The 26,335-nt window shown below is 67.6% G+C and carries 28 protein-coding genes and 1 pseudogene; 24 read left to right on the top strand and 5 right to left on the bottom strand.

What is annotated here, in order from left to right; all coding sequences use genetic code 11:
- Nucleotides 1–112 precede the first annotated feature (112 nt).
- Nucleotides 113–1,603, top strand: a complete 1,491-nt coding sequence (locus ACTWP6_RS15195; protein ID WP_443188111.1) for a DUF222 domain-containing protein — start codon at nucleotides 113–115, stop codon at nucleotides 1,601–1,603.
- Here the strand turns inward: ACTWP6_RS15195 and ACTWP6_RS15190 are convergent.
- The 3 genes from ACTWP6_RS15190 to mftR all read right to left on the bottom strand — a co-directional run bounded on the left by ACTWP6_RS15190 (nucleotide 1,600) and on the right by mftR (nucleotide 4,032).
- Nucleotides 1,600–2,733, bottom strand: coding sequence for a VOC family protein (locus tag ACTWP6_RS15190; RefSeq protein WP_443188110.1), 1,134 nt, complete (start codon nucleotides 2,731–2,733; stop codon nucleotides 1,600–1,602). The genes ACTWP6_RS15195 and ACTWP6_RS15190 overlap by 4 nt on opposite strands.
- Nucleotides 2,734–2,876: 143 nt before the next feature.
- On the bottom strand, nucleotides 2,877–3,401 hold the full coding sequence (locus ACTWP6_RS15185) for an RNA polymerase sigma factor (protein WP_443188109.1): 525 nt from the start codon (nucleotides 3,399–3,401) through the stop codon (nucleotides 2,877–2,879).
- Between the two features lie 16 nt (nucleotides 3,402–3,417).
- Nucleotides 3,418–4,032: a mycofactocin system transcriptional regulator gene (gene mftR, locus ACTWP6_RS15180; protein ID WP_260757250.1), complete on the bottom strand. Its 615-nt coding sequence runs from the start codon at nucleotides 4,030–4,032 to the stop codon at nucleotides 3,418–3,420.
- Nucleotides 4,033–4,136: 104 nt separating this feature from the next.
- Here mftR and mftA point away from each other — a divergent pair, with 104 nt between their 5' ends.
- The 7 genes from mftA (at nucleotide 4,137) to mftG (ending at nucleotide 10,572) form a co-directional block, all read left to right on the top strand.
- Nucleotides 4,137–4,229 (top strand): mycofactocin precursor MftA, encoded by a 93-nt coding sequence (gene mftA, locus ACTWP6_RS15175; protein ID WP_222880338.1) that lies wholly within the window; start codon nucleotides 4,137–4,139, stop codon nucleotides 4,227–4,229.
- 2 nt (nucleotides 4,230–4,231) lie between these two features.
- On the top strand, nucleotides 4,232–4,522 hold the full coding sequence (gene mftB, locus ACTWP6_RS15170) for a mycofactocin biosynthesis chaperone MftB (protein ID WP_260757251.1): 291 nt from the start codon (nucleotides 4,232–4,234) through the stop codon (nucleotides 4,520–4,522).
- A complete protein-coding gene (mftC, locus tag ACTWP6_RS15165; protein ID WP_260757252.1) occupies nucleotides 4,519–5,706 on the top strand; it encodes a mycofactocin radical SAM maturase in 1,188 nt (395 codons plus the stop codon). The genes mftB and mftC overlap by 4 nt, the downstream gene beginning before the upstream one ends.
- Before the next feature lie 6 nt (nucleotides 5,707–5,712).
- Nucleotides 5,713–6,888, top strand: coding sequence for a pre-mycofactocin synthase MftD (mftD, locus tag ACTWP6_RS15160; RefSeq protein WP_260757253.1), 1,176 nt, complete (start codon nucleotides 5,713–5,715; stop codon nucleotides 6,886–6,888).
- 101 nt (nucleotides 6,889–6,989) lie between these two features.
- Entirely contained in the window at nucleotides 6,990–7,754 is a 765-nt protein-coding gene (mftE, locus tag ACTWP6_RS15155; protein ID WP_443188108.1) for a mycofactocin biosynthesis peptidyl-dipeptidase MftE, read from the top strand.
- Nucleotides 7,751–9,163 (top strand): mycofactocin biosynthesis glycosyltransferase MftF, encoded by a 1,413-nt coding sequence (gene mftF, locus ACTWP6_RS15150; protein ID WP_260757255.1) that lies wholly within the window; start codon nucleotides 7,751–7,753, stop codon nucleotides 9,161–9,163. The genes mftE and mftF overlap by 4 nt, the downstream gene beginning before the upstream one ends.
- Entirely contained in the window at nucleotides 9,163–10,572 is a 1,410-nt protein-coding gene (gene mftG, locus ACTWP6_RS15145) for a mycofactocin dehydrogenase MftG (RefSeq protein WP_260757257.1), read from the top strand. The genes mftF and mftG overlap by 1 nt, the downstream gene beginning before the upstream one ends.
- On the opposite strand, the gene ACTWP6_RS15140 is transcribed toward mftG, so the two are convergent.
- Nucleotides 10,569–12,161, bottom strand: a complete 1,593-nt coding sequence (locus tag ACTWP6_RS15140; protein WP_443188107.1) for an MFS transporter — start codon at nucleotides 12,159–12,161, stop codon at nucleotides 10,569–10,571. The two genes, mftG and ACTWP6_RS15140, sit on opposite strands and share 4 nt — an antisense overlap.
- A gap of 113 nt (nucleotides 12,162–12,274) precedes the next feature.
- Here ACTWP6_RS15140 and ACTWP6_RS15135 point away from each other — a divergent pair, with 113 nt between their 5' ends.
- The gene (locus ACTWP6_RS15135) at nucleotides 12,275–12,907 is read left to right on the top strand and encodes a TetR/AcrR family transcriptional regulator (RefSeq protein WP_260757259.1); all 633 of its coding nucleotides are present in this window, start codon (nucleotides 12,275–12,277) and stop codon (nucleotides 12,905–12,907) included.
- Here ACTWP6_RS15135 and ACTWP6_RS15130 read toward each other — a convergent pair.
- Nucleotides 12,873–14,135, bottom strand: coding sequence for a cytochrome P450 (locus ACTWP6_RS15130; RefSeq protein ID WP_443188106.1), 1,263 nt, complete (start codon nucleotides 14,133–14,135; stop codon nucleotides 12,873–12,875). The genes ACTWP6_RS15135 and ACTWP6_RS15130 overlap by 35 nt on opposite strands.
- 137 nt (nucleotides 14,136–14,272) lie before the next feature.
- On the opposite strand from ACTWP6_RS15130, the gene ACTWP6_RS15125 reads away from it, so the two are divergent.
- The 15 genes and pseudogenes from ACTWP6_RS15125 (at nucleotide 14,273) to ACTWP6_RS15055 (ending at nucleotide 26,211) form a co-directional block, all read left to right on the top strand.
- Complete coding sequence (locus ACTWP6_RS15125; protein WP_443188105.1) at nucleotides 14,273–15,859, top strand: carboxylesterase/lipase family protein; 1,587 nt, start codon at nucleotides 14,273–14,275, stop codon at nucleotides 15,857–15,859.
- Between the two features lie 286 nt (nucleotides 15,860–16,145).
- On the top strand, nucleotides 16,146–16,451 hold the full coding sequence (rpsJ, locus tag ACTWP6_RS15120; protein ID WP_003883485.1) for a 30S ribosomal protein S10: 306 nt from the start codon (nucleotides 16,146–16,148) through the stop codon (nucleotides 16,449–16,451).
- A 15-nt stretch (nucleotides 16,452–16,466) separates the two neighbouring features.
- Entirely contained in the window at nucleotides 16,467–17,150 is a 684-nt protein-coding gene (gene rplC / locus ACTWP6_RS15115; protein ID WP_443188104.1) for a 50S ribosomal protein L3, read from the top strand.
- On the top strand, nucleotides 17,147–17,812 hold the full coding sequence (gene rplD, locus ACTWP6_RS15110) for a 50S ribosomal protein L4 (protein ID WP_443188103.1): 666 nt from the start codon (nucleotides 17,147–17,149) through the stop codon (nucleotides 17,810–17,812). Before rplC ends, rplD begins: the two co-directional genes overlap by 4 nt.
- Nucleotides 17,812–18,114, top strand: a complete 303-nt coding sequence (gene rplW, locus ACTWP6_RS15105; protein WP_443188102.1) for a 50S ribosomal protein L23 — start codon at nucleotides 17,812–17,814, stop codon at nucleotides 18,112–18,114. The genes rplD and rplW overlap by 1 nt, the downstream gene beginning before the upstream one ends.
- Before the next feature lie 23 nt (nucleotides 18,115–18,137).
- Complete coding sequence (gene rplB / locus ACTWP6_RS15100; protein ID WP_260757296.1) at nucleotides 18,138–18,974, top strand: 50S ribosomal protein L2; 837 nt, start codon at nucleotides 18,138–18,140, stop codon at nucleotides 18,972–18,974.
- A gap of 11 nt (nucleotides 18,975–18,985) precedes the next feature.
- Nucleotides 18,986–19,267 carry a 30S ribosomal protein S19 gene (gene rpsS, locus ACTWP6_RS15095; protein WP_003892827.1) on the top strand — a complete coding sequence of 94 codons (282 nt, stop codon included), beginning with the start codon at nucleotides 18,986–18,988 and terminating at the stop codon, nucleotides 19,265–19,267.
- A 2-nt stretch (nucleotides 19,268–19,269) separates the two neighbouring features.
- Nucleotides 19,270–19,714 (top strand): annotated as a pseudogene (gene rplV / locus ACTWP6_RS15090) (50S ribosomal protein L22); the annotation flags it as partial.
- Between the two features lie 31 nt (nucleotides 19,715–19,745).
- Nucleotides 19,746–20,573, top strand: a complete 828-nt coding sequence (gene rpsC, locus ACTWP6_RS15085) for a 30S ribosomal protein S3 (protein WP_260757300.1) — start codon at nucleotides 19,746–19,748, stop codon at nucleotides 20,571–20,573.
- 2 nt (nucleotides 20,574–20,575) lie between these two features.
- A complete protein-coding gene (gene rplP / locus ACTWP6_RS15080) occupies nucleotides 20,576–20,992 on the top strand; it encodes a 50S ribosomal protein L16 (RefSeq protein ID WP_067962004.1) in 417 nt (138 codons plus the stop codon).
- On the top strand, nucleotides 20,992–21,225 hold the full coding sequence (gene rpmC, locus ACTWP6_RS15075; RefSeq protein ID WP_067962002.1) for a 50S ribosomal protein L29: 234 nt from the start codon (nucleotides 20,992–20,994) through the stop codon (nucleotides 21,223–21,225). The genes rplP and rpmC overlap by 1 nt, the downstream gene beginning before the upstream one ends.
- Entirely contained in the window at nucleotides 21,225–21,533 is a 309-nt protein-coding gene (gene rpsQ / locus ACTWP6_RS15070; RefSeq protein WP_260757302.1) for a 30S ribosomal protein S17, read from the top strand. Before rpmC ends, rpsQ begins: the two co-directional genes overlap by 1 nt.
- Before the next feature lie 106 nt (nucleotides 21,534–21,639).
- Nucleotides 21,640–22,587 carry a hypothetical protein gene (locus ACTWP6_RS15065; protein WP_443188101.1) on the top strand — a complete coding sequence of 316 codons (948 nt, stop codon included), beginning with the start codon at nucleotides 21,640–21,642 and terminating at the stop codon, nucleotides 22,585–22,587.
- Nucleotides 22,588–22,600: 13 nt separating this feature from the next.
- On the top strand, nucleotides 22,601–23,614 hold the full coding sequence (locus ACTWP6_RS15060; protein ID WP_443188100.1) for a hypothetical protein: 1,014 nt from the start codon (nucleotides 22,601–22,603) through the stop codon (nucleotides 23,612–23,614).
- A gap of 245 nt (nucleotides 23,615–23,859) precedes the next feature.
- Entirely contained in the window at nucleotides 23,860–26,211 is a 2,352-nt protein-coding gene (locus tag ACTWP6_RS15055; RefSeq protein ID WP_443188099.1) for an arylsulfatase, read from the top strand.
- The last annotated feature ends 124 nt before the right edge of the window (nucleotides 26,212–26,335 follow it).

The raw sequence follows: 26,335 nt of genomic DNA, 5'->3' as shown, positions 1-26,335 counted from the left end.
GAGATTGCTTCTGGTGCGGTGATTTCCGTGATATTGCCGCCGTGGATGCAATCTCGGCGAGGGTTGTGAAGAGGCGGCGGATTTGTCCCCGCGGCCCGGTAGTATCGAACACATGTTCGGAAGAATGCATGCGGGGCTGGATGAGCCGGCCTTGATCGCTGCGATCGAGCAGGCTGCGCGCGAGGAAGCCCAGGCTGCTGCGCGCAAGTTGGCCGCGATCGCCGAACTGGTGGATCTGACGGTCGAGGATGACGACGAACGAGGCATGTGGGCCTTCGATCCGTGGAAGAATGCCGCGTGCCACGTCGGCGCCGCACTGTCGGTCAGCCAGCAGCGCGCCTCGGCCCAGATGTGCATTGCGACGGCGCTGCGCCACCGACTGCCCAGGGTTGCGGCCCTGTACGAGCAGGGCCGTCTGAGTGCCCGGTTGATCTCCGAGATCACCTGGCGCACGCACCTGGTCACCGACGAATTCATCGCCGTCGTCGATGCGGGGCTGGCAGGCAAGGCCGAGAAATGGGGGCCGCTGTCCGACGATAAACTGGTCAAGGCGATCAACGCCGAGATCGAGCGCCACGACCGCGACGCGGTACGCCGTGCGAAGGACGTTCTCAAGAAGCGGGATGTGCATATCGGGGCTCATGACGATCCCAACGAGGTCACCTCGATCTGGGGGTTGATCCTGCCTCCCGACGCCGCGGCGTACAAAGCGCGAATCGCCAGGCTCGTCAAGGGTCTGTGTGACGCGGATCCGCGGCCGATGGGCGAGCGGCGATCGGATGCCATGGGCGCGATCGGTCGAGGCGAAGATCATCTGCCGTGCCGGTGCGGGTCTTCGGCGTGCACCGCGAGTGGTCCGGCTAAATCGAACGTCGTGATTCACGTGATCGCCGACGAGGCTGCGGTCGACGCCGCTCAGCAGGTGATTGCCCCCGAGGCCGAGACCGATTCCTGCGCAAAGAATTCCGGGGTGGCGTTGCTTGCGGGGGCTCAGGTCCTGCCGACCGCGGCGTTGGCTGAAGCCATCCGCTCGGGAGCCTTGATCACGCCGTTGTGGCTGCCCGGCCCTGATCCCGAACCGCACTACCAGCCCTCGGCGAAGCTGGCCGCATTCATCCGCGCCCGCGACCTGTTCTGCCGCTTCCCAGGATGCGATGTTCCCGCCGAACGCTGCGACATCGACCACGTCGTGCCATACCCGTACGGGCCCACTCACGCGTCGAACATGCACTGCAAGTGCCGAACTCACCACTTGATGAAAACATTCTGGGGCGGTCCCGACGGCTGGCGGGACAAACAACTACCCGATGGCACCGTCATCTGGACCACGCCGGCCGGGCAGACCTACACGACGACACCCGGCAGTCGGTTGTTCTTCCCGACGTGGAACACGACGACCGCGGAACTGCCGCCGATGACCCAGCCACCACCGGGGTGGGGTCGCGATGTCCAGATGCCCAAACGGCAACGCACCCGAGCCGCGGACAGGGCTGCCCGCATCAAAGCCGAGCGTGAATACAACGCCGCGCAACGAGTCATCGAGCAGCAACCCCGAAAGGCGCAGCCTCCACCCGATTACGGCGACGATCCACCACCGTTCTAGAGCTCCCCGAGATAGAAGCGCGTGCCCTGGTCGTCGGCGCACAGCGCGGACTTGCCGTATGACTGCTCCGAGGGCTCCTCGATCACGGTGCCGCCGGCTTCCCGCACGCGGGACACCGCAGTGTCGATGTCGTCGACGGTCCACATCGGCACGATCACCGCGGGTGTGGTGCCGCCCGCAACGCCCGACATCGGGTGTGCCCCTTCAATTCCCCAGCCGTCTTCGACCCTTCCCGGTGAGAACCTCCAGAACATCACCCCGCTGTAAAACGCCTTGAACTCCGCCGAGTCCGGCACCTGATAGGTGATGTACGACAGCTCGCCCTGGCCCCCACCGTTGAGCAACGGCCTCGGTTCCGTCCGCTCCGGCACATACACGCCGAACTCGACTCGCTGGGAGTCCCTCGCGCGCAACAGATCACCGAACGGGAATCCCTCAACCTCGCCGACGGTCCCACCGCCGGCCAAGATGCTCTCTCGTGCGCCCTTGAGGTCCGTCACCGCATAGCAGCAGAACAGCGTGTGCTGCTCTGGGGCGGACGCGAGCCCGATCCGCTGCCCGACGTTGGTGACGGTCTGCGTCGCGGAATCGACGACCCACCCCAGCACATGGCCGTAGAAGGCCGCTGCCCGGCGCGCATCCGGCGTCCACACCGACACATAACCGACGTCGCCGTGCTGGATCGGCAGCGCGGCGCCTGTCGCCGGCCCCGTAAGCATCCAGCGGTGTCCGAACGGGTCGAAGAGGGCGGCGTTGCGTCCCCCGTGGGCCTCGTAGGGTTCACGCTGAATGCGCGCGCCGCTGATCCTGGCGCGGTCCAGCGTCTCGTCGGTGTCGCTGACGGGAAGCATCAGACTCACCGAGACAGACTCAGACGAGGGCGCTTTCAGTCCGATCTCGGGATACTCGTCGGCCAGGTACAGCACGCCGCCGGACAGAGCCAGCTCGGCATGGCCGACCCGGCCGTCGTCCATCTCCACCGGGTCGCCGACCAGCACGGCGCCGAAGACGTCGCCGTACCAGCGGATCGCGGCGCGGGCGTCGGCGACGGTCAGGTAGGGGACCGCGGCGCTCGTCAAGACCGGCGCGGGCCGCGAAAGCTCGGCGAGTGCAGTGTCTGTTCCGCTCATGGTCACTCCTTGGGTTCGATCAGGTTGCTGTGCAAAGAGATTCGCCGCCGACTCCAGCCTGGCGCGCAGTCGCTGCGCGAACTTGGGATCCGGCGTCACGGGGAGGTCGCCGCCGCGAAGTACGTCGAGCGGATCGTGTCCGGTCACGGCAGTCCTCCTTCCAGTTGTGGGTACTCGGCCCGGAACGCCCGCCGCGCCCGCACCAGCAACGCCTCTGTGGCGTGTACCGTGCGCCCGATCAGCTCGGCGCACTCGGGCACCGAGCAGTCGTCCATGTAGCGCAGCGCGAGCACGGTGCGGTGCTGTTCGGGCAGCCGGGCCAGTACCTGCTCGGCGACGATGCGGTCCACGTGCCCATCCCATGTGTCGTGGGGATCGGCGGGTTCGGGCAGCTCGGCCACCGGCACCGAGAACCGATCGTGGCGCCGCCGGTAGTGGTCCGCCAGCTTGTGGCGGGCCACTCCGATCAGCCAGGGCACGGTCAGGTTCGGCGGGGACGGTTTCCTGGCAGCATCCATCGCCGCCAGAAAGGTCTCCGACGTCAGGTCCTCGGCCGTCCCGCGGTCACCGCAGCGCCTGACGAAGTACCCGTATACGGCGGGTAGGGCCTCGTCGTACAGCGCGAGCATTGCCCGCGGAGCGTGCTCGCCATCCGGTTGGGCGCTCACATCCCTATCGTCGCCGTCAGGCGCCGAACTCCGACACCCCAGTTTCCAGACCGGCAAGACCCGAGGCGAGCATGTCGAACGCGTCGCCCAACGCGGCGGCCAGTGACACCGATTCGTCGGCCAGCCAGTATTCGTAGGCTGACAGCGACACGGCCAGCATCGTCCACGCCACCGTCTGCGGCATCAGCTCGGCCGGGTCCACTCCCCGCCGTCCTGCCACGAACGCCGCGACCACGGCGCGCCAACCCGCATACATCGTCATCGAATATGCCTGTAGCGCTTCGGTTTCCAAAATCAGTCGCATTCGCTGCCGGTGTCGGTCGGTGTCGTCGAAGTCGTTGAAGGCCAGCAGCGCGGTGCGTAGTGCGTCGCGGATCGGCACGCTCGGGTCGAGTTCGTCGAGCAGCTCCCGCATGCGTTCGAGGTGGGCGTCGAAATCGCCCCACGGCAGCGCGCTCTTGGACGGGTAATAGCGGAACAGGGTGCGCCGGGCGATCCCGGCGGCCGCCGCGACGTCATCGACGCTGACGTCGTCGAAGCCGCGGGTCATGAACAAGTCGATCGCGACGTCGCTGATGTGCTCGAAACTCGTGGACCGGCGGCGGCCCACGCGCGGCTTGGCGGCGGTCATCGCGATTTCCTCTTCCGTTCCGGCACCCGATGCCATATTGTTAGCGACCTACATCACAAAGTCGAGACCCTACCCGGGGTCCAGTCAGTAGAAAGGCCAGATCAATGGATCAGAATCAGCACGCTCAGGCCGAGGAGCTGGTGACCGAGAGCCTGGTGGAAGAGGTCTCGATCGACGGGATGTGCGGGGTCTACTGAGCATGACTGCGCCGACCTTTGATGCCGACCGGCACTGGCGGTTGCATCCGCAGGTGGCGGTGCGGCCGGAGCCGTTCGGCGCACTGCTCTACCACTTCGGAACCCGCAAGCTGTCGTTTCTGAAGAACCGGACGATCGTCGAGGTGATCAATTCGCTTTCTGATCACCCCGACGCTCGTTCTGCCTGCCGCGCCGCCGGAATCGACGACGACGCCCAGGCGCCCTACTTCCATGCGCTGGGTGTGCTCGTCCAGTCGCAGATGCTCATCGCCGACCCAGGAGAGACCCCATGACACTCGCCGCCCCGGTGCCCCGGCTGGTTGACCAGTTCGAGCGCGGCTTGGACGCGCCCATCTGCCTGACGTGGGAGCTCACCTACGCGTGCAACCTGTCGTGTGTGCACTGCCTGTCCTCGTCGGGCAAACGCGATCCGCGTGAGCTGTCCACCCAGCAGTGCAAGGACATCATCGACGAGCTCGAGCGCATGCAGGTGTTCTACGTCAACATCGGCGGCGGCGAACCCACTGTGCGCAGCGACTTCTGGGAGCTCGTCGACTACGCGACCGAACACCACGTGGGCGTGAAGTTCTCGACCAACGGCGTCCGGATCACCCCGGAGGTAGCCGCGAAACTGGCCGCCAGCGACTACGTCGATGTTCAGATCTCACTCGACGGCGCGACCGCCGAGGTCAACGACGCGGTGCGCGGTCCCGGCTCGTTCGCGATGGCCGTACGCGCGCTGGAGAACCTCAAAGAGGCCGGCTTCAAAGACGCCAAGATCTCCGTTGTGGTGACCCGCCACAACATCGACCAGCTCGACGACTTCAAGGCTCTCGCCGACACCTACGGCGCCACCCTGCGCATCACGCGGCTGCGCCCGTCGGGCCGCGGCGCCGACGTCTGGGACGAACTGCACCCGACCGCGGCTCAGCAGGTCCAGCTCTACGACTGGCTGGTCGCCCACGGCGAGCGGGTGCTCACCGGCGACTCTTTCTTCCACCTGTCCGGCCTCGGCGAGCCCGGCGCGCTGGCCGGCCTGAACCTGTGCGGTGCCGGCCGCGTCGTGTGCCTCATCGATCCGGTCGGTGACGTCTACGCCTGCCCGTTCGCCATCCACGACAAGTTCCTCGCCGGAAACATTCTGACCAGCAACGGTTTCCAAGATGTGTGGCAGAACTCCGAGCTGTTCCGGGAGCTGCGTGAGCCGCAGTCGGCCGGCGCCTGCAGCGGATGCGGGCACTACGACGCGTGCCGCGGTGGCTGCATGGCCGCGAAGTTCTTCACCGGCCTGCCGATGGACGGGCCGGACCCGGAGTGCGTGCAGGGCTACGGCGAGCCCGCCCTGGCGCTCGAACGCGACAAGCCCAAGTCCAGCGTGGACCATTCCCGCTCGGGCGGCCGCACGCCGAAGGGCCCCATCCCGCTCACCCTGCTGAGCGCTCCTCCCAAGAAATTCTGCAACGAAAGCCCGGTATAGACCCCCATGGCACGTGACACCTGGTTCGAAACCGTCGCCATCGCCCAGCAGCGCGCGAAGAAGCGGCTGCCGAAGTCCGCGTACTCGTCGCTGATCTCGGCCAGCGAGAAGGGCGTGACGGTCTCCGACAACGTCGAATCCTTCTCCGAGCTCGGCTTCGCGCCGCACGTCATCGGCGCGACCGAGAAGCGTGAGATGGCGACAACGGTGATGGGACAGGATATCTCGCTGCCGGTCATCATCTCGCCGACCGGCGTCCAGGCCATCGACCCAGACGGCGAGGTGGCGGTGGCGCGCGCGGCCGCGGCGCGGGGCACCGCGATGGGCCTGTCCTCGTTCGCGAGCAAGCCCATGGAGGAGGTCACCGCGGTCAACGACAAGATCTTCTTCCAGATCTACTGGCTGGGCAGCCGCGACGACATCCTGGCGCGCATGGAGCGGGCCAGGGCGGCGGGCGCCAAAGGCCTGATCCTGACCACCGACTGGAGTTTCGCGCACGGCCGGGACTGGGGCAGCCCGACGATCCCGGAGCGGATGGATCTCAAGACCATGATCCGGATGTCGCCCGAGGTCATCACCAAGCCGCGCTGGTTCCTCAGCTTCGCCAAGCATCTGCGGCCGCCGGACCTGCGGGTGCCCAACCAGGGCCGCCGCGGCGAACCCGGTCCGACGTTCTTCGAGGCCTACGGACAGTGGATGGGCACGCCGCCGCCGACCTGGGAGGATGTGGCCTGGCTGCGCGAGCAGTGGGGCGGCCCGTTCCTGCTCAAGGGCACCGTCCGCGTCGACGACGCCAAACGCGCTGTGGACGCTGGGGTTTCGGCGATCACGGTGTCCAACCACGGCGGCAACAACCTCGACGGCACACCGGCTGCGATCCGCTGCCTGCCGGCCATCGCCGACGCCGTCGGCGATCAGGTCGAAGTTTTGCTGGACGGCGGGATCCGGCGTGGCAGCGACGTCGTCAAGGCCGTTGCTCTGGGAGCCCGGGCGGTCATGATCGGCCGCGCCTACCTGTGGGGTCTGGCGGCCAACGGGCAGGCGGGTGTGGAGAACGTGCTCGACATTCTGCGCGGCGGCATCGACTCGGCGCTGATGGGGTTGGGCAAGTCCTCGATCCACGAGCTGACCCGGGAGGACATCCTGGTTCCGGACGGGTTCACCAGGACGCTCGGCGCCTGATACGGACGGGGCGCAGGGGGCTGACGGGGCTGCCCGACCGGCCCCTCGCGCAGTTCGGGAAATAAGTTGCTTCGCATGCACCAACATTCGGCGCACGCCAGGTGAATTCGGCCTACCATCGTCGCGTGGTCTTCCCCCGTGAGCTCGGGAACTCAACGTCGAGGCAGCTGCACCACACACTGACCGAGCAGACGCCCGCATTGATCGTTCCGGTCGGCTCGACCGAGCAGCACGGACCCCATCTGCCGCTCGACACCGACACCCGGATCGCTACAGCGGTCGCCGACGCGCTGGTGACCAGGCTGCGGGACGAGAACCGGGGGCAGCGGACGCAGTGGATCCTCGCGCCGGCCGTCGGTTACGGCGCCAGCGGTGAGCACGAAGGATTCGCCGGAACCGTCTCGATTGGCACACCGGTACTGGCGGAACTGCTCACCGAATTCGCCCGCTCCGCGTGCCGTTGGGCGCCACGGGTCGTGTTCGTCAACGGGCACGGCGGGAACGTCGAGGCGCTGCGCCGTGCGGTGGGCCTGCTGCGGTACGAGGGACGGGACGTGGTCTGGTCGTCCTGCACGTCGAGGAACGCCGACGCGCATGCCGGGCACACCGAAACATCCGTATTGCTACATATCTCACCGGAAGCCGTCAGGCAGGATGAACTGGTGCCCGGTAATCGGGCGCCGCTGTCGGAGCTGATGTCTGAGATGCTCCGTGGGGGAGTGGCCGCTGTGAGTTCGCTGGGGATCTTGGGGGACCCCACCACGGCGACCGCGCAGGAGGGGAGGAGGATCTTTGCCGAAATGGTCGATGCGTGTGCGGTTCGGGTCCGTCGATGGGCGCCCGACCGCGAGGGGATGCTGACATGACGGGGCCTCGGCTTCCGGACGGTTTCGCCGTCCAGGTGGACCGGCGGGTGCGGGTGCTCGGTGAGGGCGCCGCCCTGCTCGGTGGTTCGCCGACTCGCCTGCTGCGGCTCGCGCCGGCCGCCCAGACCATGCTCACCGGGGGCAGGCTGGAAGTGCACGACGCGGTCAGCGCCCAGCTCGCCCGCACGCTGCTCGACGCCACCGTCGCGCATCCGCGGCCGCTCAGCGGACCTTCGCACCGCGACGTCACCGTCGTGATCCCGGTGCGTGACAATGCTTCTGGGCTCATCAGGCTGGTCGCGGCGCTGCGCGGGGTGCGCGTGGTGATCGTCGACGACGGTTCGGCGGTGCCCGTGGCCGAATCCGACTTCGCGGACATGCGCTGCGAAGTCCGGGTGCTGCGCCACGACAGGAGCAAGGGTCCAGCGGCGGCCCGCAATGCCGGGCTGGCGATGTGCACCACCGATCTCGTCGCATTCCTCGACTCCGACGTGGTCCCGCGCAAGGGCTGGCTGGAGGCGCTGCTCGGGCATTTCTGCGACCCGGCCGTGGCCCTGGTGGCGCCGCGGATCGTGGCGCTCAACCAGTCCGACAGCGTGGTGGCCCGCTACGAGGCGGTGCGCTCGTCGCTGGATCTGGGGTTGCGCGAGGCCCCGGTCGTCCCCTTCGGCACGGTGTCCTATGTGCCCAGCGCCGCGATCATCTGCCGGCGCAGCGCGCTGCTGGAGGTCGCAGGATTCGACGAATCACTGGTTTCCGGAGAGGACGTCGACCTGTGTTGGCGCCTCAACGAGGCCGGTGCCCGCCTGCGCTACGAGCCGATCGCGATGGTGGCCCACGATCACCGGACTGAGCTACGAAAGTGGTTCGCCCGCAAGTCTTTCTATGGTTCTTCGGCCGCTCCGCTGACCATCCGTCATCCCGGCAAGACCGCACCGCTGGTGATCTCGGGCTGGACGCTGGTGGTGTGGATGCTCGTCGCGCTCGGGTCCGGGATCGGCTACCTGGCCTCGATCGTGGTCGCCGTGGTCACCGGCCGCCGGATCGCGAAGTCGCTGGCGAGCGTGCAGACCGAGCCGATGGAGGTGGCGGTGGTGGCCGCGCAGGGGCTGTGGTCGGCGGCGCTGCAGCTCGCGTCGGCGATCTGCCGGCACTACTGGCCGATCGCACTGGTCGCCGCGGTGCTGTCGCGGCGCTGCCGCCGGGTGGTGGTCGTCGCCGCGGTGCTCGACGGCGTGTTCGACTGGGCCTCCCGCCACGGCCACGCCGACGACGACACCAAGCGGGTGGGGCCGGTGACCTACCTGCTGCTCAAGCGGCTCGACGACGTCGCCTACGGGCTGGGCCTGTGGACCGGTGTCATCCGCGAGCGTCACGCCGGCGCCCTGAAACCGCAGATCCGAACCTAGTGCGATTCCTGATCATCGGCGCCGGGAGTGCCGGATCGGTGCTTGCCGAACGTCTTTCCGCCGACGACAGCTGCCAGGTCACGGTGGTGGAGGCCGGCCCCGGACCGTTCGACCCCAGGGTGGGCAGCCAGATCACCGACGGCCTCCGGCTGCCGATCGGGGTGGCCAGCTCGGTGGTCCGGCGCTACCGGACCGTGCTCACCGACCACCCCGAACGGCACGCGCACATCATGCGCGGAGCGGTGGTCGGCGGCTCCGGCGCGGTCAACGGCGGGTACTTCTGCCGGGCCCTGCCGGATGACGTGGACGGGTGGGGACTCGACGGCTGGTCCTGGCGCGACGTGCTCCCGCACTTCGTCGCGATCGAGACCGACCTGGATTTCGACGGCCCGCTGCACGGTTCGTCCGGGCCGATCGCCGTGCGCAGGGTCGCCGAATTCGATGGTTGCACAGCGAAATTCGTGGAATCGTGCCGTTCGGCGGGATTCGCGTGGATCGAGGACCTGAACGCATCGGCCCCCGGCGAGCCGGTGCCGCCGGGAGTCGGGGCGGTGCCGCTGAACATCAACGGCGGCACCCGGGTCGGCCCCGGAGGAGCGTTCCTGCAGCCGGCGCTGCAGCGTGCCAACCTCGAGCTGCTGACCGACACCAGGGTGCGACGGCTGCGGTTCTCGGCGGGGCGGGTGGTCGGGGTGGACTGTTCAGGGCCCGATGGGGCGGTGACTCTGACCGCGGACCGGATCGTGCTGTGCGCCGGCGCCATCGCCTCGGCCCAGCTGCTGATGGTGTCCGGCGTCGGCCCGCAGCGGGACCTGAGGGCGGCAGGCGTCGACGTCGAGATCGACCTTCCCGTCGGCGTCGACACCATCGACCACCCAGAGTGGGTGCTGCCGGTGACCTGGCCGCCCACCCACGGTGTGCCGCCGCTGGAGGCGGTGCTGACGACCGGGGACGGCATCGAGATCCGGCCCTACACCGCGGGATTCGGCGCCATGATGACCGGCCGCCGCCACGACCCGACCGATCAGCCGCATCTGGGTGTCACGCTGATGCGGCCACGCTCCCGGGGTCGGGTGAGGATCACCTCGGCCGATCCCGAGGCCGCTCCGGTCATCGAGCACCGCTACGACAGCGAACCCGCCGATGTCGAACTGCTGCGCGAGGGCACTCGGCTGGCACACGAAATCGCCGACCCGACAATCCGATCCGACGCATCCTGGGCGACGTCGCAGCACCTGTGCGGCACCGCCAAGATGGGCGCCGTCGTGGACGAGCGCTGCCAGGTGTACGGCGTGTCGAATTTGTGGGTGGTCGACGGATCGATCCTGCCGGACATTCCCAGCCGGGGACCGCACGCGACGATCGTGATGGCGGGCCACCGCGCCGCCGAGTTCGTCAGCGCAGATTAAGGAGCATCCTCGCCAGGCGCTGACCGGCGCCGCCGCAGGGCCGCCCACTGTTGCCCGTCGCGTCCCGGCGCCCACACCGCTATGAACAGAGATCCGGCAAGGACGGCCCCAGCCAGCACCAGAAGTGCCTGGTCCGCGGCGTGCATGAACGCGCTCTGGGCAAGTCCGGCGAGATGGTCACCCTGCGGCCCGAGCTGATCGGAGATCGACAGGGCGTAGGCCAGCGAGTCCGTCGCGGTGTCCCGCACCTGCTGCGGGAACGCGGTCAGCTTCGGCGCAAGGGAGCTGTGGTAGACGGCAGCCAGAATCGAGCCTGCGACGGCGATACCGAGCGCCGCACCGACCTCGCGGGTCGCGTCGTTGACCGCCGACGCGACACCCTGCTTCTCGTCGGGTACCGCGTTCATGATCGCCGACGTGGTCGGCGCCGTGCATAATCCGATGCCCGATGCGGCGATCAGCATGGGCCACATCAGGTCGATGAAGGTGGAGTCCGCATCGAGGAACCGCATCATGAACAACCCAACCGCGATCAGCAGCAGGCCGACGCTGACGGCGAAGCGTAGCCCCACCCTGGGAAGGTAGAGGTGCAGGCAGGCGCTGAAGATCAGAATCGGAACAGCCAACGGCGACAACGCGAATGCGGTTTGCAGGGCTGTGTATCCCATGACCAGCTGCATAAACTGCATCTCGACGAAGAAGAACCCGAAGTTTGCGAGGAACAGGAATGTGATCCCCACCGCGCCGGTCGCGAAATCCGGTCGGCGGAACAGTCGCACGTCGAGCAGCGGGTGGGTCCGGCGCAGCTGCACGACGGCGAACAACACGGCCAGTGCCACGCCGCCGGCCATGCACCCGAGGACCACGGGATCGGTCCATCCGCGCACGGGTGCCTCGACCACGCCGAGCACGAACACCGCGATCGCTATGCCGACCAACGCCCCGCCGAGCCAGTCGATCGGGGCTGCGGTCTGGTCGCGTGACGAGCCGATGGTGCAGGTCAACATAAACATCAGCAGTGCGCCGCCGGCGAAGGCGTAGAAGATCGACTGCCACGAAAAGTAGTGCAGCAGAACGCCTGTGCCGAGGAAGCCGACTATTGCCGCCGAACCTGCGGCGCCGGCCCAGATGCCGACGGCCTTGTTGCGCTCAGACTTCGGGAATGCCGCCGTCAGCAGCGAGAGCGTGGCCGGCATGATCAGCGCCGCACCGACACCTGCGACGGCCCGGGAGGCGATGATCTGAGTCGGACTGTCGAAGAACACCGGCGCCGCCGAGGCGAGGGCGAAGATCGCCAGTCCGACCAGTAATGCGCCGCGCCGGCCGTACCGGTCACCGATCGCGCCGGCGGGCAGCAGCAGACATGCCAGTGCGAGGGTGTAGCCGTCGACGACCCACGTCAGCTGCGTCTGGGTCGCCGAGGTCTGCACCGCGATGTCGGGAAGCGCGGCGTTGAGCGCCACCATCGACGCGATGACCATGACGACGTCGACGCTCGCGACGATGAGCAGCCAGATTCGCGCCCGCCGTGACAGCGCGGCGACCTCGGCATCCATATCCTGGTCAGAGCGAGGAAGGGTGTCGACCATGTCGTCTCTCTTCAGCAGGGTTCGAGACCGACAGTCTCAAAAGCGTGGAATCGAGACTATCAGTCTCGTAGCAAGACCAGTAGTCTCGTTCCCCCAGTGGAGGTGCAGGAAACATGACCGCGGTAAGTGGTGACCCGAGGCCGGCGCGATCGAAGGCCCGGCTGCTCGAGGCGGCGACAGCACTGCTGCGGGCCGGCGGACCGAGCGCGGTCACCATCGACGCCGTCACCCGCAAGGCCAACGTCGCGCGGGCTACCCTCTACCGCCACTTCCCGAGCGGCAACGATCTGGTGGCGGCGGCGTTCACGGGTCTGATCCCGCCGCCGCCGATGCCGCCGGCCGAGGGCAGCCTGCGGGACCGTCTGATCGCGATCGTGGCGGGGTGGGCCGACTCGATCGCCGAGGCGCCGACCACGCTGACCGCGATGGCGTGGCTGTCACTGGGGCCCGACATCAGCGTGGTGCCCAGCGCCGGCGGCGGAGACGGGGTGCGGTCACTGCGGGAACGCATCGCCGAGCAGTACTCCGCGCCGTTCGACGCGGTGTTCGACAGCCCGGACGCGGCGGCGGCGCTGGGATCTGTCGATCGCGCGACGGCGTTCGCGCTGCTGATCGGTCCCTTGGCGTTCGGCCGGATCAGCACCTTGGTCGACTTCGACTACCGCACCGTCGCCATCGCCGCCGTCGACGGCTTCCTGGCGACCGCCGCGCTCAGCGCAACGAGTACCGGACCGGCAGGTGCTTGAGCCCGCCGACGAACGTCGTCGCCGACAACTCGGGCCGGCCGGCGAGCTCGATCGACTCCAGCCGCGGCAGCAGCTCGCTGAACAGGCTGTTCATCTCCATCCTGGCCAGCGCAGCGCCGAGACAGAAGTGCACGCCGTAGCCGAAGGCCAAGTGTTTGTTGGGATCTCGGCCCACGTCGAACCGGAACGGGTCGGTGAAAACCTCTTCGTCGCGATTCGCCGAGACGTACGCCAGATACACCGACTCGCCCTTGGCGATCGGCACACCGCGCACCGTGGTGTCCTCGGCGGCGGTGCGCATGAACTCCTTGACCGGGGTGGACCAGCGGATCATCTCCTCGACGGCGGTCGGCATCAGGCTGAGATCGCCTTGTAGACGGGCCAATTCGCCCGGGTTCTCGATCAGCGCGAGCAGGCCTCCCGAGATCGCATCCTTGGTGGTGTCGTGGCCGGCGCTGGCGACGATGACGTAGTAGGACAGCGTGTCCATGTCTGACATCGGTTCGCCGTCGACGAGTCCGTTGGCGATCGCCGAGGCCAGATCCTCGGTCGGGTTCTCCCGCCGCGAGGCCGTCAGCGCCGCGAAGTAGTTGAAGAAGTCGGTCAGCACGGCCATCTGTTCCTCTGGGGTGGTGCCGCGCTTGTACTCGTCGTCGTCGCCGCCGAACATCTCCTGGGTCAGCATGTGCATCCGGCCGAAGTCGTCTTCGGGCAGACCGAGCAGCGACAGGATCACATACAGCGGGAAGTTGACCGCGATCTCGGTGACGAAATCGCACTCCGGGCCGATCTCGCGCATCTTGTCGACGTAGCGTTTGGCGAGCTCGTCAACGCGGACCTTCAAGTCCCGCATGGCTTTCGGGCGGAACCAGTCTGCGCCGATGGTACGCACCTTGCGGTGGTGCGGGTCGTCCATGTGGATCAGCGTGCGCAGGCCGACCCCCATCTCCTGCTGGGCCTTGGCCAGGTCGTCGGCCTCGGCGGTGACCAGCAGCGGGCGCGGCTCCGACAGGAACAGGTCGTTGGCGCGCTCGATCGCCATGATGTCCGCGTGCTTGGTGATCGCCCAGAACGGCCGGTACGGGCCGTGCTCGACGTAGGCGACGGGGTGGTTGGCGCGCAGATGCGACAGTGCGGCGTGCAGCCGCTCGTCGTCTGCGTAGGCCGTCGGGTCCGCCAGTACCTTCGCCGCTTCCAGCGACTCCCGGTCCATCGTCGGTGTGCTCACGGCGCTCCTCACAAACTGTGCTTGACAGGTGTCAAGCACAGTCTATGTGATCGGCGCCACCACACCGGAGGAATCGGCGCAGTGAATTCCGGATCGCCGGAGCAGCCCGCCGGAGATCGCGGCTACGCTCGTTACTCGTGCCCACTCGACGGCTCGCCGTGCTGGCTCTGCTCGCGCTGCTGGTCGCATGCGGCCGAGGCGACGCGGGCGCCCCCGGCCCGGTGACGGCCCCGTCTGGCGATCCCGCACAGGTGCCGACCGCGGCGGGTGCGGTGCGCGGCACCGTCGCCGAGGACCATCGTCTGTTCGCCGGAATCCCTTACGCCGCAGCACCTGTCGGACCGTTGCGGTGGCAGGACCCGCGACCTGCGGTGGCGTGGGACGGCGTCAGGGACGCGACCGCGCTCGGGCCGCGATGCCTGCAGGACCTGTCCGGCGACATGGAACTCGGCAGGCAGACCGACGAGGACTGCCTCAACCTCAACGTGTGGACGCCGGCCGGCGGGACCGATGAGCCGAGGCCGGTGATGGTGTGGATCCACGGCGGCTCGTTCGTCGCGGGCAGCGGCGGCATCTACGACGCGCGGCGGCTGGCCGCGCGCGGCGACATCGTCGTGGTCACCGTCAACTACCGGCTCGGAGCGCTGGGCTTCCTGGCCCACCCGTCGCTCGCAGCGCCCGGGCGGGCCGGCAACTACGGACTGGCCGACCAGCAGGCCGCGTTGCGCTGGGTCCGCGAGAACATCGCCAACTTCGGCGGTGACCCGGGCCGGGTCACCGTGGCGGGGGAGTCCGCAGGCGGCATGTCGGTGTGCGATCACTTGGTCGCACCGGATTCGCAAGGCCTGTTCGACGCGGCGATCATCATGAGCGGACCGTGCCAGGCTCAGCTCCCGCTGCCGGTCGCCGAGCAACGCAGCATCGAGTACGCCGCCGGGGCGGGATGCGCGGATCCGGCGACGGCCGCCGAGTGTCTGCGCGCGCTTGCGGGTAACAAGCTGCGCACCCCGGTCTGGTACTACGGCATCGGCGACGATCGGTTGAGCGGGCCCGTGACCGGTTCGGCCGTGTTACCCGAAGACCCGGTCGACGCGTTCGGCGAACGCCGTGCGGCCCCGGTGCCGGTGCTGATGGGCACGACGCGCGACGAGTGGACGCTGTTCGTCGCGCTGCAGCGCCTGCGCGACGGCCGGGATTACCTGCCGCAGGATTACCCGCGTCTGCTCGCCGACACCTTCGGCGCCGATGCGCACGCCGTCGCCGGACGCTATCCGCTGGACGCCTACCCCGACGTCGCGCTGGCCTACGCCGCGACCGTCACCGACGGCGTCCTGGCGTGTCCCAACGAGCGCTGGGCCCGGGAGCTGAGCCGGGCAGCCGACGTCTTCTTCTACGAGTTCAACGACCGCAACGCGCCGGCGCCCGAGCCGCTGCGGACGCTGCCGTTCCCGGTCGGGGCCAGCCACTCGCTGGAACTGCGCTACCTGTTCGATGTCGGCGGCGCCTCACCGCCCGACGAGGCGCAGATCAGGCTCGGTGATCAGATGATCGATTTCTGGGCGGCGTTCGTGAGGACCGGAGCGCCGCGCGCCCCAGGGCAGCCGGAATGGCCGCCGCTCGGTCCCGACGTGCAGCAGGTCATGTCGCTGCAGCCCGACGGCAGCCGTATGGTGGGTGACTTCGGCGAGGTGCACCAGTGCCCGTTCTGGGCAAGCCTGGAATAGCGCTCGGTCGCCCGGGAAAGCCGACCACCAGGGATTTGGAGCAGGCCCGGTTCTGAGGCATACTGTTCGGGTTGCCTTGGGCCAGGTTCGCCTGGTCGGGCATGCGACCAGCGCCCCTCGCGGGGCGTATCCGGTCCATCAACCTTGATCGCGACGAATTCCGCCGCGTAAGAGTGTGCGAACGGGCGACACACCCGACCGCGTGGACCGGTGAACCACAGACAGGTAAACAGCGGCGGCACAGCCAGGCCCGATTTCGGGCTGTTAGTAGTGAGGTAGGAGAAGCGTGGCGGGACAAAAGATCCGCATCAGGCTCAAGGCCTACGACCATGAGGCGATCGACGCCTCTGCGCGCAAGATCGTCGAGACGGTCACCCGGACGGGAGCCAGCGTGGTCGGCCCGGTGCCGCTGCCGACCGAGAAGAACGTGTATTGCGTCATCCGGTCCCCGCACAAGTACAAGGACTCGCGGGAGCATTTCGAGATGCGCACCCACAAGCGGCTGATCGACATCCTCGACCCCACGCCGAAGACGGTCGACGCGCTGATGCGCATCGATCTGCCGGCCAGCGTCGACGTCAACATCCAGTAAAGGAATTCCCGAGAAATGGCTAGCAATAGCAATTCGGCCGCACCGCGGCGCGGCATTCTGGGCACCAAGCTGGGCATGACGCAGGTGTTCGACGAGAACAACAAGGTCGTGCCGGTGACGGTCGTCAAGGCCGGGCCCAACGTCGTGACCCGCATCCGGACCCCGGAGCGTGACGGTTACAGCGCCGTGCAGCTCGCCTACGGCGAGATCAGCCCGCGCAAGGTGAACAAGCCGGTGTCGGGCCAGTTCGCGGCCGCCGGTGTGAACCCGCGCCGCCACCTCGCCGAGTTGAGGTTGGACGACAACGATGATGTGGCCGCTCTGTACGAGGTCGGCCAGGAGCTGACGGCGGACATCTTCGCCGACGGCGCCTACGTCGACGTGACCGGCACCAGCAAGGGCAAGGGCTTCGCCGGCACCATGAAGCGCCACGGCTTCCGTGGCCAGGGCGCCAGCCACGGCGCCCAGGCCGTGCACCGTCGGCCGGGCTCGATCGGTGGCTGCGCCACCCCGGGCCGGGTGTTCAAGGGCACGCGCATGTCGGGCCGGATGGGCAGCGACCGCGTGACGACCCAGAACCTGAAGGTGCACAAGGTTGACGCCGAGAACGGCGTGCTGTTGATCAAGGGCGCCATCCCCGGACGCAACGGCGGTCTGGTGGTTGTCCGCAGCGCAATCAAGCGAGGCGAGAAGGCATGACTTTGAACATTGAGGTGAGGACCCCCGCCGGGAAGACGGACGGCAACATCGAGTTGCCCGCCGAGCTTTTCGACGTGGAACCCAACATCGCGCTGATGCACCAGGTGGTCAACGCGCAGCTGGCCGCCAAGCGCCAGGGCACGCATTCGACCAAGACCCGCGGTGAGGTCTCCGGCGGCGGCAAGAAGCCGTACCGCCAGAAGGGCACCGGCCGCGCCCGCCAGGGCTCGATCCGGGCGCCGCAGTTCACCGGCGGCGGCGTCGTGCACGGCCCCAAGCCGCGCGACTACAGCGAGCGGACCCCGAAGAAGATGATCCGCGCGGCTTTGCGCTCGGCTCTTTCTGATCGGGCCCGCAACGACCGGATCCACGCCGTCACCGAGATCGTCGAGGGTCAGACCCCGTCGACCAAGAGCGCGAAGTCGTTCCTGGCCACGCTTGTAGCCGATCGCGCGTCCGGAAACCACAAGGTGCTCGTGGTGATCGGCCGCGCCGACGAGACCAGCGTCCTGAGCGTGCGGAATCTGCCTGGTGTGCACGTGATCTCGCCCGATCAGCTGAACACCTACGACGTGCTCAAGGCCGATGACGTGATCTTCAGCGTCGAGGCACTCAACGCGTACATCGCAGCGAACACCAAGACCGAGGAGGTGTCGGCCTGATGGCTACCGTGACCGATCCCCGCGACATCATCTTGGCGCCGGTGATCTCGGAGAAGTCCTACGGACTGATCGAGGACAACGTCTACACGTTCATCGTGCACCCGGACTCCAACAAGACCCAGATCAAGATCGCGATCGAGAAGATCTTCAAGGTCAAGGTCGACTCGGTGAACACCGCCAACCGGCCGGGCAAGCGCAAGCGCACCCGCACCGGCTACGGCCAGCGCAAGGGCACCAAGCGCGCGATCGTGACGCTGGCGGCCGGAAGCAAGCCCATCGACCTGTTCGGAGCGCCGGCCTAGCCGGCAGGGAGACCCACAGAATCATGGCAATTCGCAAGTACAAGCCGACGACCCCCGGTCGCCGCGGCTCGAGCGTCTCCGACTTCGCCGAGATCACTCGCGATCACCCGGAGAAGTCGCTGGTTCGTCCGCTGCACGGCAGGGGCGGGCGTAACGCACACGGCCGGATCACCACCCGGCACAAGGGCGGCGGCCACAAGCGCGCCTACCGGGTGATCGACTTCCGTCGGCACGACAAGGACGGCGTCAACGCCAAGGTCGCGCACATCGAGTACGACCCCAACCGCACCGCGAACATCGCGCTGCTGCACTACCTGGACGGCGAGAAGCGCTACATCATCGCGCCGCAGGGACTCAAGCAGGGCGCGATCGTGGAGTCCGGCGCCAACGCCGACATCAAGCCCGGCAACAACCTGCCGCTGCGCAACATCCCCGCGGGCACGCTGATCCACGCGGTGGAGCTGCGTCCCGGCGGCGGCGCCAAGCTGGCCCGCTCGGCCGGTGCGTCGATCCAGCTGCTCGGCAAGGAAGGCACCTACGCCGCACTTCGTATGCCCAGCGGTGAGATCCGCCGCGTCGACGTGCGCTGCCGCGCCACCGTCGGCGAGGTCGGCAACGCCGAGCAGGCCAACATCAACTGGGGCAAGGCCGGCCGCATGCGCTGGAAGGGCAAGCGCCCGACCGTCCGTGGTGTCGTGATGAACCCGGTCGACCACCCGCACGGCGGTGGTGAGGGTAAGACCTCCGGTGGCCGCCACCCGGTGAGCCCGTGGGGCAAGCCCGAGGGCCGTACCCGCAAGCCGAAGAAGGCGAGCGACAAGCTCATCGTCCGTCGCCGGCGCACCGGCAAGAAGCGCTAGGGAGTAAAGCGATGCCACGCAGCCTGAAGAAGGGCCCGTTCGTCGACGACCATCTGCTCAAGAAGGTCGACGTCCAGAACGAGAAGAACACCAAGCAGGTCATCAAGACCTGGTCCCGTCGGTCCACCATCATCCCCGACTTCATCGGGCACACCTTCGCCGTCCACGACGGTCGCAAGCATGTCCCGGTGTTCGTCACCGAGGCGATGGTCGGGCACAAGCTGGGCGAGTTCGCCCCCACCCGGACCTTCAAGGGTCACATCAAGGACGACCGGAAGTCCAAGAGGCGCTAGAGATGACTACTGCATTGCAAGGCACCGTGTATCCGTCTGCGCAGGCCAAGGCACGCTTCGTGCGTATCTCGGCCACCAAGGCGCGCCGTGTCATCGACCTGGTACGCGGCAAGACCGTCGAGGAGGCCCTCGACATCCTGCGCTGGGCCCCGCAGTCGGCCAGCGAGCCGGTCGCCAAGGTGATCGCCAGCGCCGCGGCCAACGCGCAGAACAACGAGGGACTGGACCCGACCACGCTGGTGGTCGCCACCATCCACGCCGATGAGGGCCCGACCGCCAAGCGCATCCGCCCGCGCGCCCAGGGGCGTGCGTTCCGGATCCGCAAGCGCACCAGCCACATCACGGTGATCGTGGAAAGCCGTCCGCAGAAGAAACAGGGAGCTTCGGCTTCGGCGGCGCGCGCGCGTCGTGCGCAGGCCAGCAAGGCTGCGTCCTCCAAGACCGCAGCAGCCGATAACTCGAAGGAGGGCTCGGAGTAGTGGGCCAGAAAATCAACCCGCACGGCTTCCGGCTCGGCATCACCACCGGCTGGAAGTCCCGCTGGTACGCCGACAAGCAGTACGCGGACTACATCAAGGAAGATGTCGCGATCCGCAAGCTGCTGGCCACCGGCCTGGAGCGCGCCGGCATCGCCGACGTCGAGATCGAGCGCACTCGCGACCGCGTCCGGGTGGACATCCACACCGCGCGTCCGGGCATCGTGATCGGCCGTCGCGGTACCGAGGCCGACCGCATCCGCGCCGACCTGGAGAAGCTGACCGGCAAGCAGGTCCAGCTGAACATCCTCGAGGTGAAGAACCCCGAGAGCCAGGCCCAGCTGGTGGCGCAGGGTGTCGCCGAGCAGTTGAGCAACCGTGTGGCGTTCCGCCGCGCGATGCGCAAGGCGATCCAGTCGGCGATGCGTCAGCCCAACGTGAAGGGCATCCGGGTGCAGTGCTCGGGCCGCCTCGGCGGTGCCGAGATGAGCCGCTCGGAGTTCTACCGCGAGGGCCGCGTCCCGCTGCACACCCTGCGTGCCGACATCGACTACGGCCTCTACGAGGCCAAGACCACCTTCGGCCGCATCGGCGTCAAGGTGTGGATCTACAAGGGCGACATCGTCGGTGGCAAGCGTGAGCTGACCGCCGCCGCGCCCGCCGCGGACCGTCCGCGTCGTGAGCGTCCGTCCGGCACCCGGCCGCGCCGCAGCGGCGCGTCGGGCACGACCGCGACGAGCACCGATGCCGGCCGGGCCGCCGAGGCTCCCGCCGTCGCCGAGGCGACCCAGGGCACCGAGGCCGCAGCAGCGCAGAATACGGAGAGCTAGTCATGCTGATTCCCCGCAAGGTCAAGCACCGCAAGCAGCACCACCCGAAGCAGCGTGGTATCGCCAGCGGCGGGACCTCGGTCAGCTTCGGTGACTACGGCATCCAGGCCCTGGGCCATGCCTACATCACCAACCGGCAGATCGAGTCGGCGCGTATCGCCATCAACCGGCACATCAAGCGTGGCGGCAAGGTGTGGATCAACATCTTCCCGGACCGCCCGCTGACCAAGAAGCCCGCCGAGACCCGCATGGGTTCCGGTAAGGGTTCGCCGGAGTGGTGGGTCGCCAACGTCAAGCCCGGCCGTGTCCTGTTCGAGCTCAGCTACCCGGACGAGAAGATCGCCCGTGAGGCGCTGACTCGTGCGATCCACAAGCTGCCGATCAAGGCACGCATCGTCACAAGAGAGGAGCAGTTCTGATGGCAGTTGGGACGACGCCCGGCGAACTGCGCGAGCTCACCGACGAAGAATTGACCGACAAGCTCCGCGAGTCCAAGGAAGAGCTGTTCAACCTGCGCTTCCAGATGGCCACCGGACAGCTTGCCAACAACCGCCGGCTGCGTACGGTCCGGCAGGAGATCGCGCGGGTCTACACCGTGCTGCGTGAACGTGAGTTGGGTCTGGCCGCCGGACCCGGAGGTGAGGATTCCTGATGGCAGATACCGCCGGCGCCCAGAAGGGCGCCAAGTACACCCCGCCCACCGAGAAGCCGCGCGGTCGCCGCAAGACCGCCATCGGCTACGTCGTGTCGGACAAGATGCAGAAGACGATCGTCGTCGAGCTCGAAGACCGTAAGTCGCATCCCCTGTACGGCAAGATCATCCGGACCACCAAGAAGGTCAAGGCCCATGACGAGAACGAGGACGCCGGTGTCGGCGACCGCGTCTCGCTGATGGAGACCCGGCCGACGTCGGCGACCAAGCGCTGGCGTCTGGTCGAGGTGCTCGAGAAGGCCAAGTAGCACCAGATCGTCGTCGAAACCCCCGTTCGCTCCGGCGGCCGGGGGTTTCGTCGCGTCAGTGATAACAGCGTTTGCGCAGCGACATATGCCGGTACGCTCACCAGCAATGAAGCGCCACGCTGCAATCCTTGCGCGGTTGCTCACCGCAATCTGCCCGATTATTTTGCTGACATCCCCGATGGCAAATGCGCAGCCGCCCGGCGACCCCGGTGTCTCGTCGGAGTCCACCCTGCCGCTGGTCCAGCTTGGTGGTCGGCCCCACCTCGCGTTTTACGGAATCCAAGGCACGCAGACCGTGACTTTCCCCGTATCGCAAGGACTCGAACCCGTTGCACTGAATGCTTTTACGCAACTGCCGGTGAATGTGCGGACCGCGACCGTCACCGCGGTCCAGGACGGACGGACGATCGGCCGAGTCGATGTCGCACCAGGTGCGCCGGCGCCTATCGCGATTCCGCTCGACCGCGCCGATGTCGTCGATAATGCGGTCACGGTCACGCTGCGGACATATCTGCTCCCGATGGAGGGATATTGTCTGGACCCGACCAACGCGCTCGAACTCAGCGACCCCAGCGTCACCTTCGCCGGGGCAGAGCAGACGCCCTCGACGGTGGCCGACTTCCTTACCCCGGTGCTGCGCCAGCTGACGATCTTTGTCGACGAACAACCATCGCCCTCGGAGTCCGATGCCGTCGTCCAGCTGGCGACCGCCGTCGCGTCCCGCTACGGCGCCCAGAATCCGACCGTGACGGTCGCTCCGCTGGCAAACGGGCAAACCGGCCCGACGGAACCATCCGGTCCGCTCGCACGCCACGTCGTCGTAGCGGAGGGCGACGACGTGGCGTGCGAGCGGTCTCTCGTTGCTGGACACCGGCGGGGTCCCCGCCCTGCGTGTCGGCGGCCCCGGCGACGAGTTGACCAATCAGGCCCGACTGCTGACCGGCGACCTGGCCCCGCTCGCGCTTTCAGCGAAGGCTGTTGCCGGGCAGGCGGATTCGAATATTCAGTTGCCGGGGGACAAGACGACATTGCGTGGTCTCGGTCAGCCTGGTAGCTCTGTCACTGCTGTGGAGCCTCAGCTCAGCCTCGGCCTGGATCAAACCAGGCTCGGCCGCGCCGTGCACGGGATACGGGTGCACCTGCGCGGGTCCTACACTCCGCTGCCTCAATCCGTCGGCGGACAGGTGGTGATCAGCATCGGTGACGAGAACATCGACCGCTGGCCCACTGATTCGAGCGGCGAGATCGATCGGTGGGTCGATGTCCCCGATCACCTCCTGCAACGCTTCACGAACATGACGGTCGCCCTCGACATCAGCGGCGGCACCGGATACTGCCAGGACTTCGAGCCGGCAACGTTGACCATCGACGGTGACAGCCCGGTCGTGAGCACAGCAGCTGCCTCGCCGGTGCCGGGCGGGTTTCAGTCACTGCCGCAGACGCTCATGCCGCGGACCGTGGTCGGTGTCGGCGAAGGGTTCGACAACGTTCGCCGGGCCGTCGCGATCATGGTGGGCCTGCAGCGACTCAGCGGGGTACCGATCGACGCCGCGGTGATGTCGCTCGCCGACGCCGTCTCAGACGGTGCCCCGGCGGTGCTTATCAGCCCTGATGAATGGACAGATCCGGGAATCGCCCTCCCGGTCGCGGCTGGGGACGGTGGCGAGCTCACCGTCAAGCGCGCCGACGCGCCGGGTGAGACCACCACTCTGACTCTCGATCCTGCGCTCGGTTTCGGTTCGCTGCAGACGGTCCACGACGGAAGGCGCAGTGTCCTGGTTGCCACGTCCCACAACGCGCCCGAGCAACTGGATTTGTTGCTCGACTGGCTGGGCAGCGATGTCAGGCGCTGGCAGTCGCTGTCCGGTACGGCGCTCATCGGCGCGCCCGGCACCCCACCCGTGATGCTCGACACCATGCCCGAACCCGTCATCGAGGCTGAACAGAGCGTCACGCAGGTCGCTGCCCCGGGGACGCCGTCGTGGGTCTGGGTCGCGGTAGCCGGTGTGGCGATCCTGATCATCGTGGCCGTCGTGTCGATCCTGTTGCGTGGCAGGCGGCGGCGTCCTGAACGTCCGTGACGACGAGCGCGGTATCTGCGCACCCGGTGATGCCTGAGCCCGGTGTCTATAATCGCACTGAACCGTTGTGGGGCAACAGGTTACGAGGTAGTGAGGGCAGCTAGTTACACGCCGTCGCAGGCATCTGCTGGTGGTTGGGCTAGACGGTTCCGCTGGCCGCCGTGGGCCTGTGGTTCGCACGTACGCCGACGCAATCGTCTCCCGTTCCCGGGCTGACCAGCGGGCGAGCGGTGTAATCTCCGAAGGTGACGTCGGAATTCAAGGGCAGGATCGAAGTCGACATCCGGGATTCTGAACCGGACTGGGGCCCGTTCGCCGCGCCGACGGCGCAACCGGACGCACCCAACGTCCTGTACCTGGTCTGGGACGACATCGGCATCGCCACCTGGGACTGCTTCGGTGGGCTGGTGAACATGCCCACCATGAGCCGCATCGCCGAACGTGGGGTGCGGCTTTCGCAGTTCCACACCGCCGCGCTGTGCTCACCGACGCGGGCCTCGCTGCTGACGGGACGCAACCCGACCACGGTCGGGATGGCGACCATCGAGGAGTTCACCGACGGTTTTCCGAACTGCAACGGCCGCATCCCGTTCGACACCGCACTGCTCTCGGAGGTACTCGCCGAGAACGGTTACAACACTTATTGCATCGGCAAATGGCATCTGACTCCGCTGGAGGAATCCAACCTTGCCGCCACCAAGCGGCACTGGCCGCTGTCGCGGGGCTTCGAGAGGTTCTACGGATTCATGGGCGGTGAGACCGACCAGTGGTATCCGGACCTGATGTACGACAACCACCCCGTGGCCCCGCCCGCGACACCCGAGCAGGGCTACCACCTTTCGGCTGATCTCGCCGACCGGACCATCGAGTTCATCCGCGACTCAAAGGTCATCGCACCGGACAAGCCGTGGTTCTCCTACGTGTGCCCGGGTGCCGGCCACGCTCCCCACCATGTCTTCAAGGAGTGGGCCGACCGCTATTCCGGTGTGTTCGACATGGGCTACGAGCGCTACCGCGAGATCGTGCTGGAGAACCAGAAGCGGCTCGGCATCGTCCCGGCGGACACCGAACTCTCGCCGATGAATCCGTACTCAGATGTCAAGGGCCCCAACGGAGAACCCTGGCCGGTCCAGGACACCGTGCGTCCCTGGGACTCGTTGAGCGCCGATGAAAAGCGATTGTTCGAGCGGATGGCCGAGGTGTTCGCCGGCTTCTTGTCCTACACCGACGCCCAGATCGGGCGGATCCTGGACTATCTGGAGGAGTCCGGCCAGTTGGACAACACCATCATCGTGGTGATCTCGGACAACGGCGCCAGCGGTGAGGGCGGGCCCAACGGGTCGGTCAACGAGGTCAAGTTCTTCAACGGCTACATCGACTCGGTGGCGGAGAGCCTGAAGGCCTATGACGAACTCGGCGGCACCGCGACGTACAACCACTACCCGACCGGGTGGGCCATGGCGTTCAACACCCCGTACAAGCTGTTCAAGCGCTACGCCTCACATGAGGGCGGCATCGCCGACCCGGCGATCATCTCCTGGCCCAATGGTATTGCCGCGCACGGCGAGGTGCGGGACAACTACGTCAACGTCTGCGACATCACCCCGACCGTGTACGACCTTCTCGACATCACCGCACCGGCCACGGTGCGGGGAGTCGCACAGAAGCCCCTCGACGGTGTCAGTTTCAAAGTGGCGCTGGATAACCCGACCGCACCCACCGGCAAGGAGACGCAGTTCTACACCATGCTCGGCACGCGAGGCATCTGGCACCGGGGCTGGTTCGCCAACACCATTCACGCGGCCTCGCCCGCCGGCTGGTCGCACTTCGACGACGACCGCTGGGAGCTGTTCCACATCGAGGCCGACCGCAGCCAGTGCCGCGACCTCGCCGCCGAACATCCGGAACGACTCGAAGAACTCAAGGCGTTGTGGTTCGCCGAGGCTCAGAAGTACAACGGACTGCCGTTGGGCGACCTGAATCTCCTGGAGACCATGTCACGGTGGCGTCCCTACCTCGCCGGCGAGCGGAACGCCTACGTGTACTACCCCGGCACCGCCGACGTCGGCATGGGCGCCGTGGTAGAACTTCGCGGCCGCTCGTTCGCGGTGCTCGCCGAGGTCACCATCGGTCCGGACGGTGCCGACGGCGTGGTGGTCAAACACGGTGCGGCACACGGGGGTTACGTCATGTATCTGCAGGGCGGCCGGTTGCACTTCTGCTACAACTTCCTCGGCGAGTACGAGCAGACCGTCGCGGCGGCCGATCCGGTGCCCCCTGGTGCGCACACCCTCGGGTTCACCTTCACCCGCACCGGCACCGCCGAGGGCAGCCACACTCCGATCGGCGACGCGGCACTGTTCGTCGACACCACGCAGGTCGCGGCGTTGGCCGAGATGCGGGTCCACCCCGGGACTTTCGGGCTCGCCGGGGCCTCGCTGAGCGTCGGGCGCAACACCGGATCGCCGGTATCGGCGGCCTACCGTCCGCCCAACCCGTTCACCGGCGGGACGATCTCGCGGGTCAACGTGGACGTGTCGGGCGCCCCGTACACCGACCTCGAACGGGACTTCGCCCGCGCCTTCGCCAAGGACTAGCCGGGCCCTGCCGACCGATCTCGTCGACCTCGACGGCGGCTGCTCGCTGGCCGGCACCTGGCACGGCCGGTTCCCGTACCGCAGCGACGGCGCGGCCACGTCATGCAGCCCCGGTGCCGGCCCT

The sequence above is a fragment of the Mycobacterium sp. 4D054 genome (assembly GCF_052245755.1).
Taxonomy (GTDB): Bacteria; Actinomycetota; Actinomycetes; order Mycobacteriales; family Mycobacteriaceae; genus Mycobacterium.
This window is presented reverse-complemented; position numbering and strand designations above follow the sequence as displayed.

Bases quoted from the DNA above. Each gene is read 5' to 3' on its own strand.
- ACTWP6_RS15140 (WP_443188107.1), bottom strand. From the start codon at position 12,161: ATGGTCGACACCCTTCCTCGCTCTGACCAGGATATGGATGCCGAGGTC.
- rpsS (WP_003892827.1), top strand. From the start codon at position 18,986: ATGCCACGCAGCCTGAAGAAGGGCCCGTTCGTCGACGACCATCTGCTC.
- mftA (WP_222880338.1), top strand. From the start codon at position 4,137: ATGGATCAGAATCAGCACGCTCAGGCCGAGGAGCTGGTGACCGAGAGC.
- rplB (WP_260757296.1), top strand. From the start codon at position 18,138: ATGGCAATTCGCAAGTACAAGCCGACGACCCCCGGTCGCCGCGGCTCG.
- rplW (WP_443188102.1), top strand. From the start codon at position 17,812: ATGGCTACCGTGACCGATCCCCGCGACATCATCTTGGCGCCGGTGATC.
- ACTWP6_RS15135 (WP_260757259.1), top strand. From the start codon at position 12,275: ATGACCGCGGTAAGTGGTGACCCGAGGCCGGCGCGATCGAAGGCCCGG.
- mftC (WP_260757252.1), top strand. From the start codon at position 4,519: ATGACACTCGCCGCCCCGGTGCCCCGGCTGGTTGACCAGTTCGAGCGC.
- ACTWP6_RS15195 (WP_443188111.1), top strand. From the start codon at position 113: ATGTTCGGAAGAATGCATGCGGGGCTGGATGAGCCGGCCTTGATCGCT.
- rplD (WP_443188103.1), top strand. From the start codon at position 17,147: ATGACTTTGAACATTGAGGTGAGGACCCCCGCCGGGAAGACGGACGGC.
- rplC (WP_443188104.1), top strand. From the start codon at position 16,467: ATGGCTAGCAATAGCAATTCGGCCGCACCGCGGCGCGGCATTCTGGGC.
- mftR (WP_260757250.1), bottom strand. From the start codon at position 4,032: ATGACCGCCGCCAAGCCGCGCGTGGGCCGCCGCCGGTCCACGAGTTTC.
- ACTWP6_RS15065 (WP_443188101.1), top strand. From the start codon at position 21,640: ATGAAGCGCCACGCTGCAATCCTTGCGCGGTTGCTCACCGCAATCTGC.
- mftD (WP_260757253.1), top strand. From the start codon at position 5,713: ATGGCACGTGACACCTGGTTCGAAACCGTCGCCATCGCCCAGCAGCGC.
- rpmC (WP_067962002.1), top strand. From the start codon at position 20,992: ATGGCAGTTGGGACGACGCCCGGCGAACTGCGCGAGCTCACCGACGAA.
- mftF (WP_260757255.1), top strand. From the start codon at position 7,751: ATGACGGGGCCTCGGCTTCCGGACGGTTTCGCCGTCCAGGTGGACCGG.
- ACTWP6_RS15190 (WP_443188110.1), bottom strand. From the start codon at position 2,733: ATGAGCGGAACAGACACTGCACTCGCCGAGCTTTCGCGGCCCGCGCCG.
- rpsQ (WP_260757302.1), top strand. From the start codon at position 21,225: ATGGCAGATACCGCCGGCGCCCAGAAGGGCGCCAAGTACACCCCGCCC.
- rplP (WP_067962004.1), top strand. From the start codon at position 20,576: ATGCTGATTCCCCGCAAGGTCAAGCACCGCAAGCAGCACCACCCGAAG.
- mftB (WP_260757251.1), top strand. From the start codon at position 4,232: ATGACTGCGCCGACCTTTGATGCCGACCGGCACTGGCGGTTGCATCCG.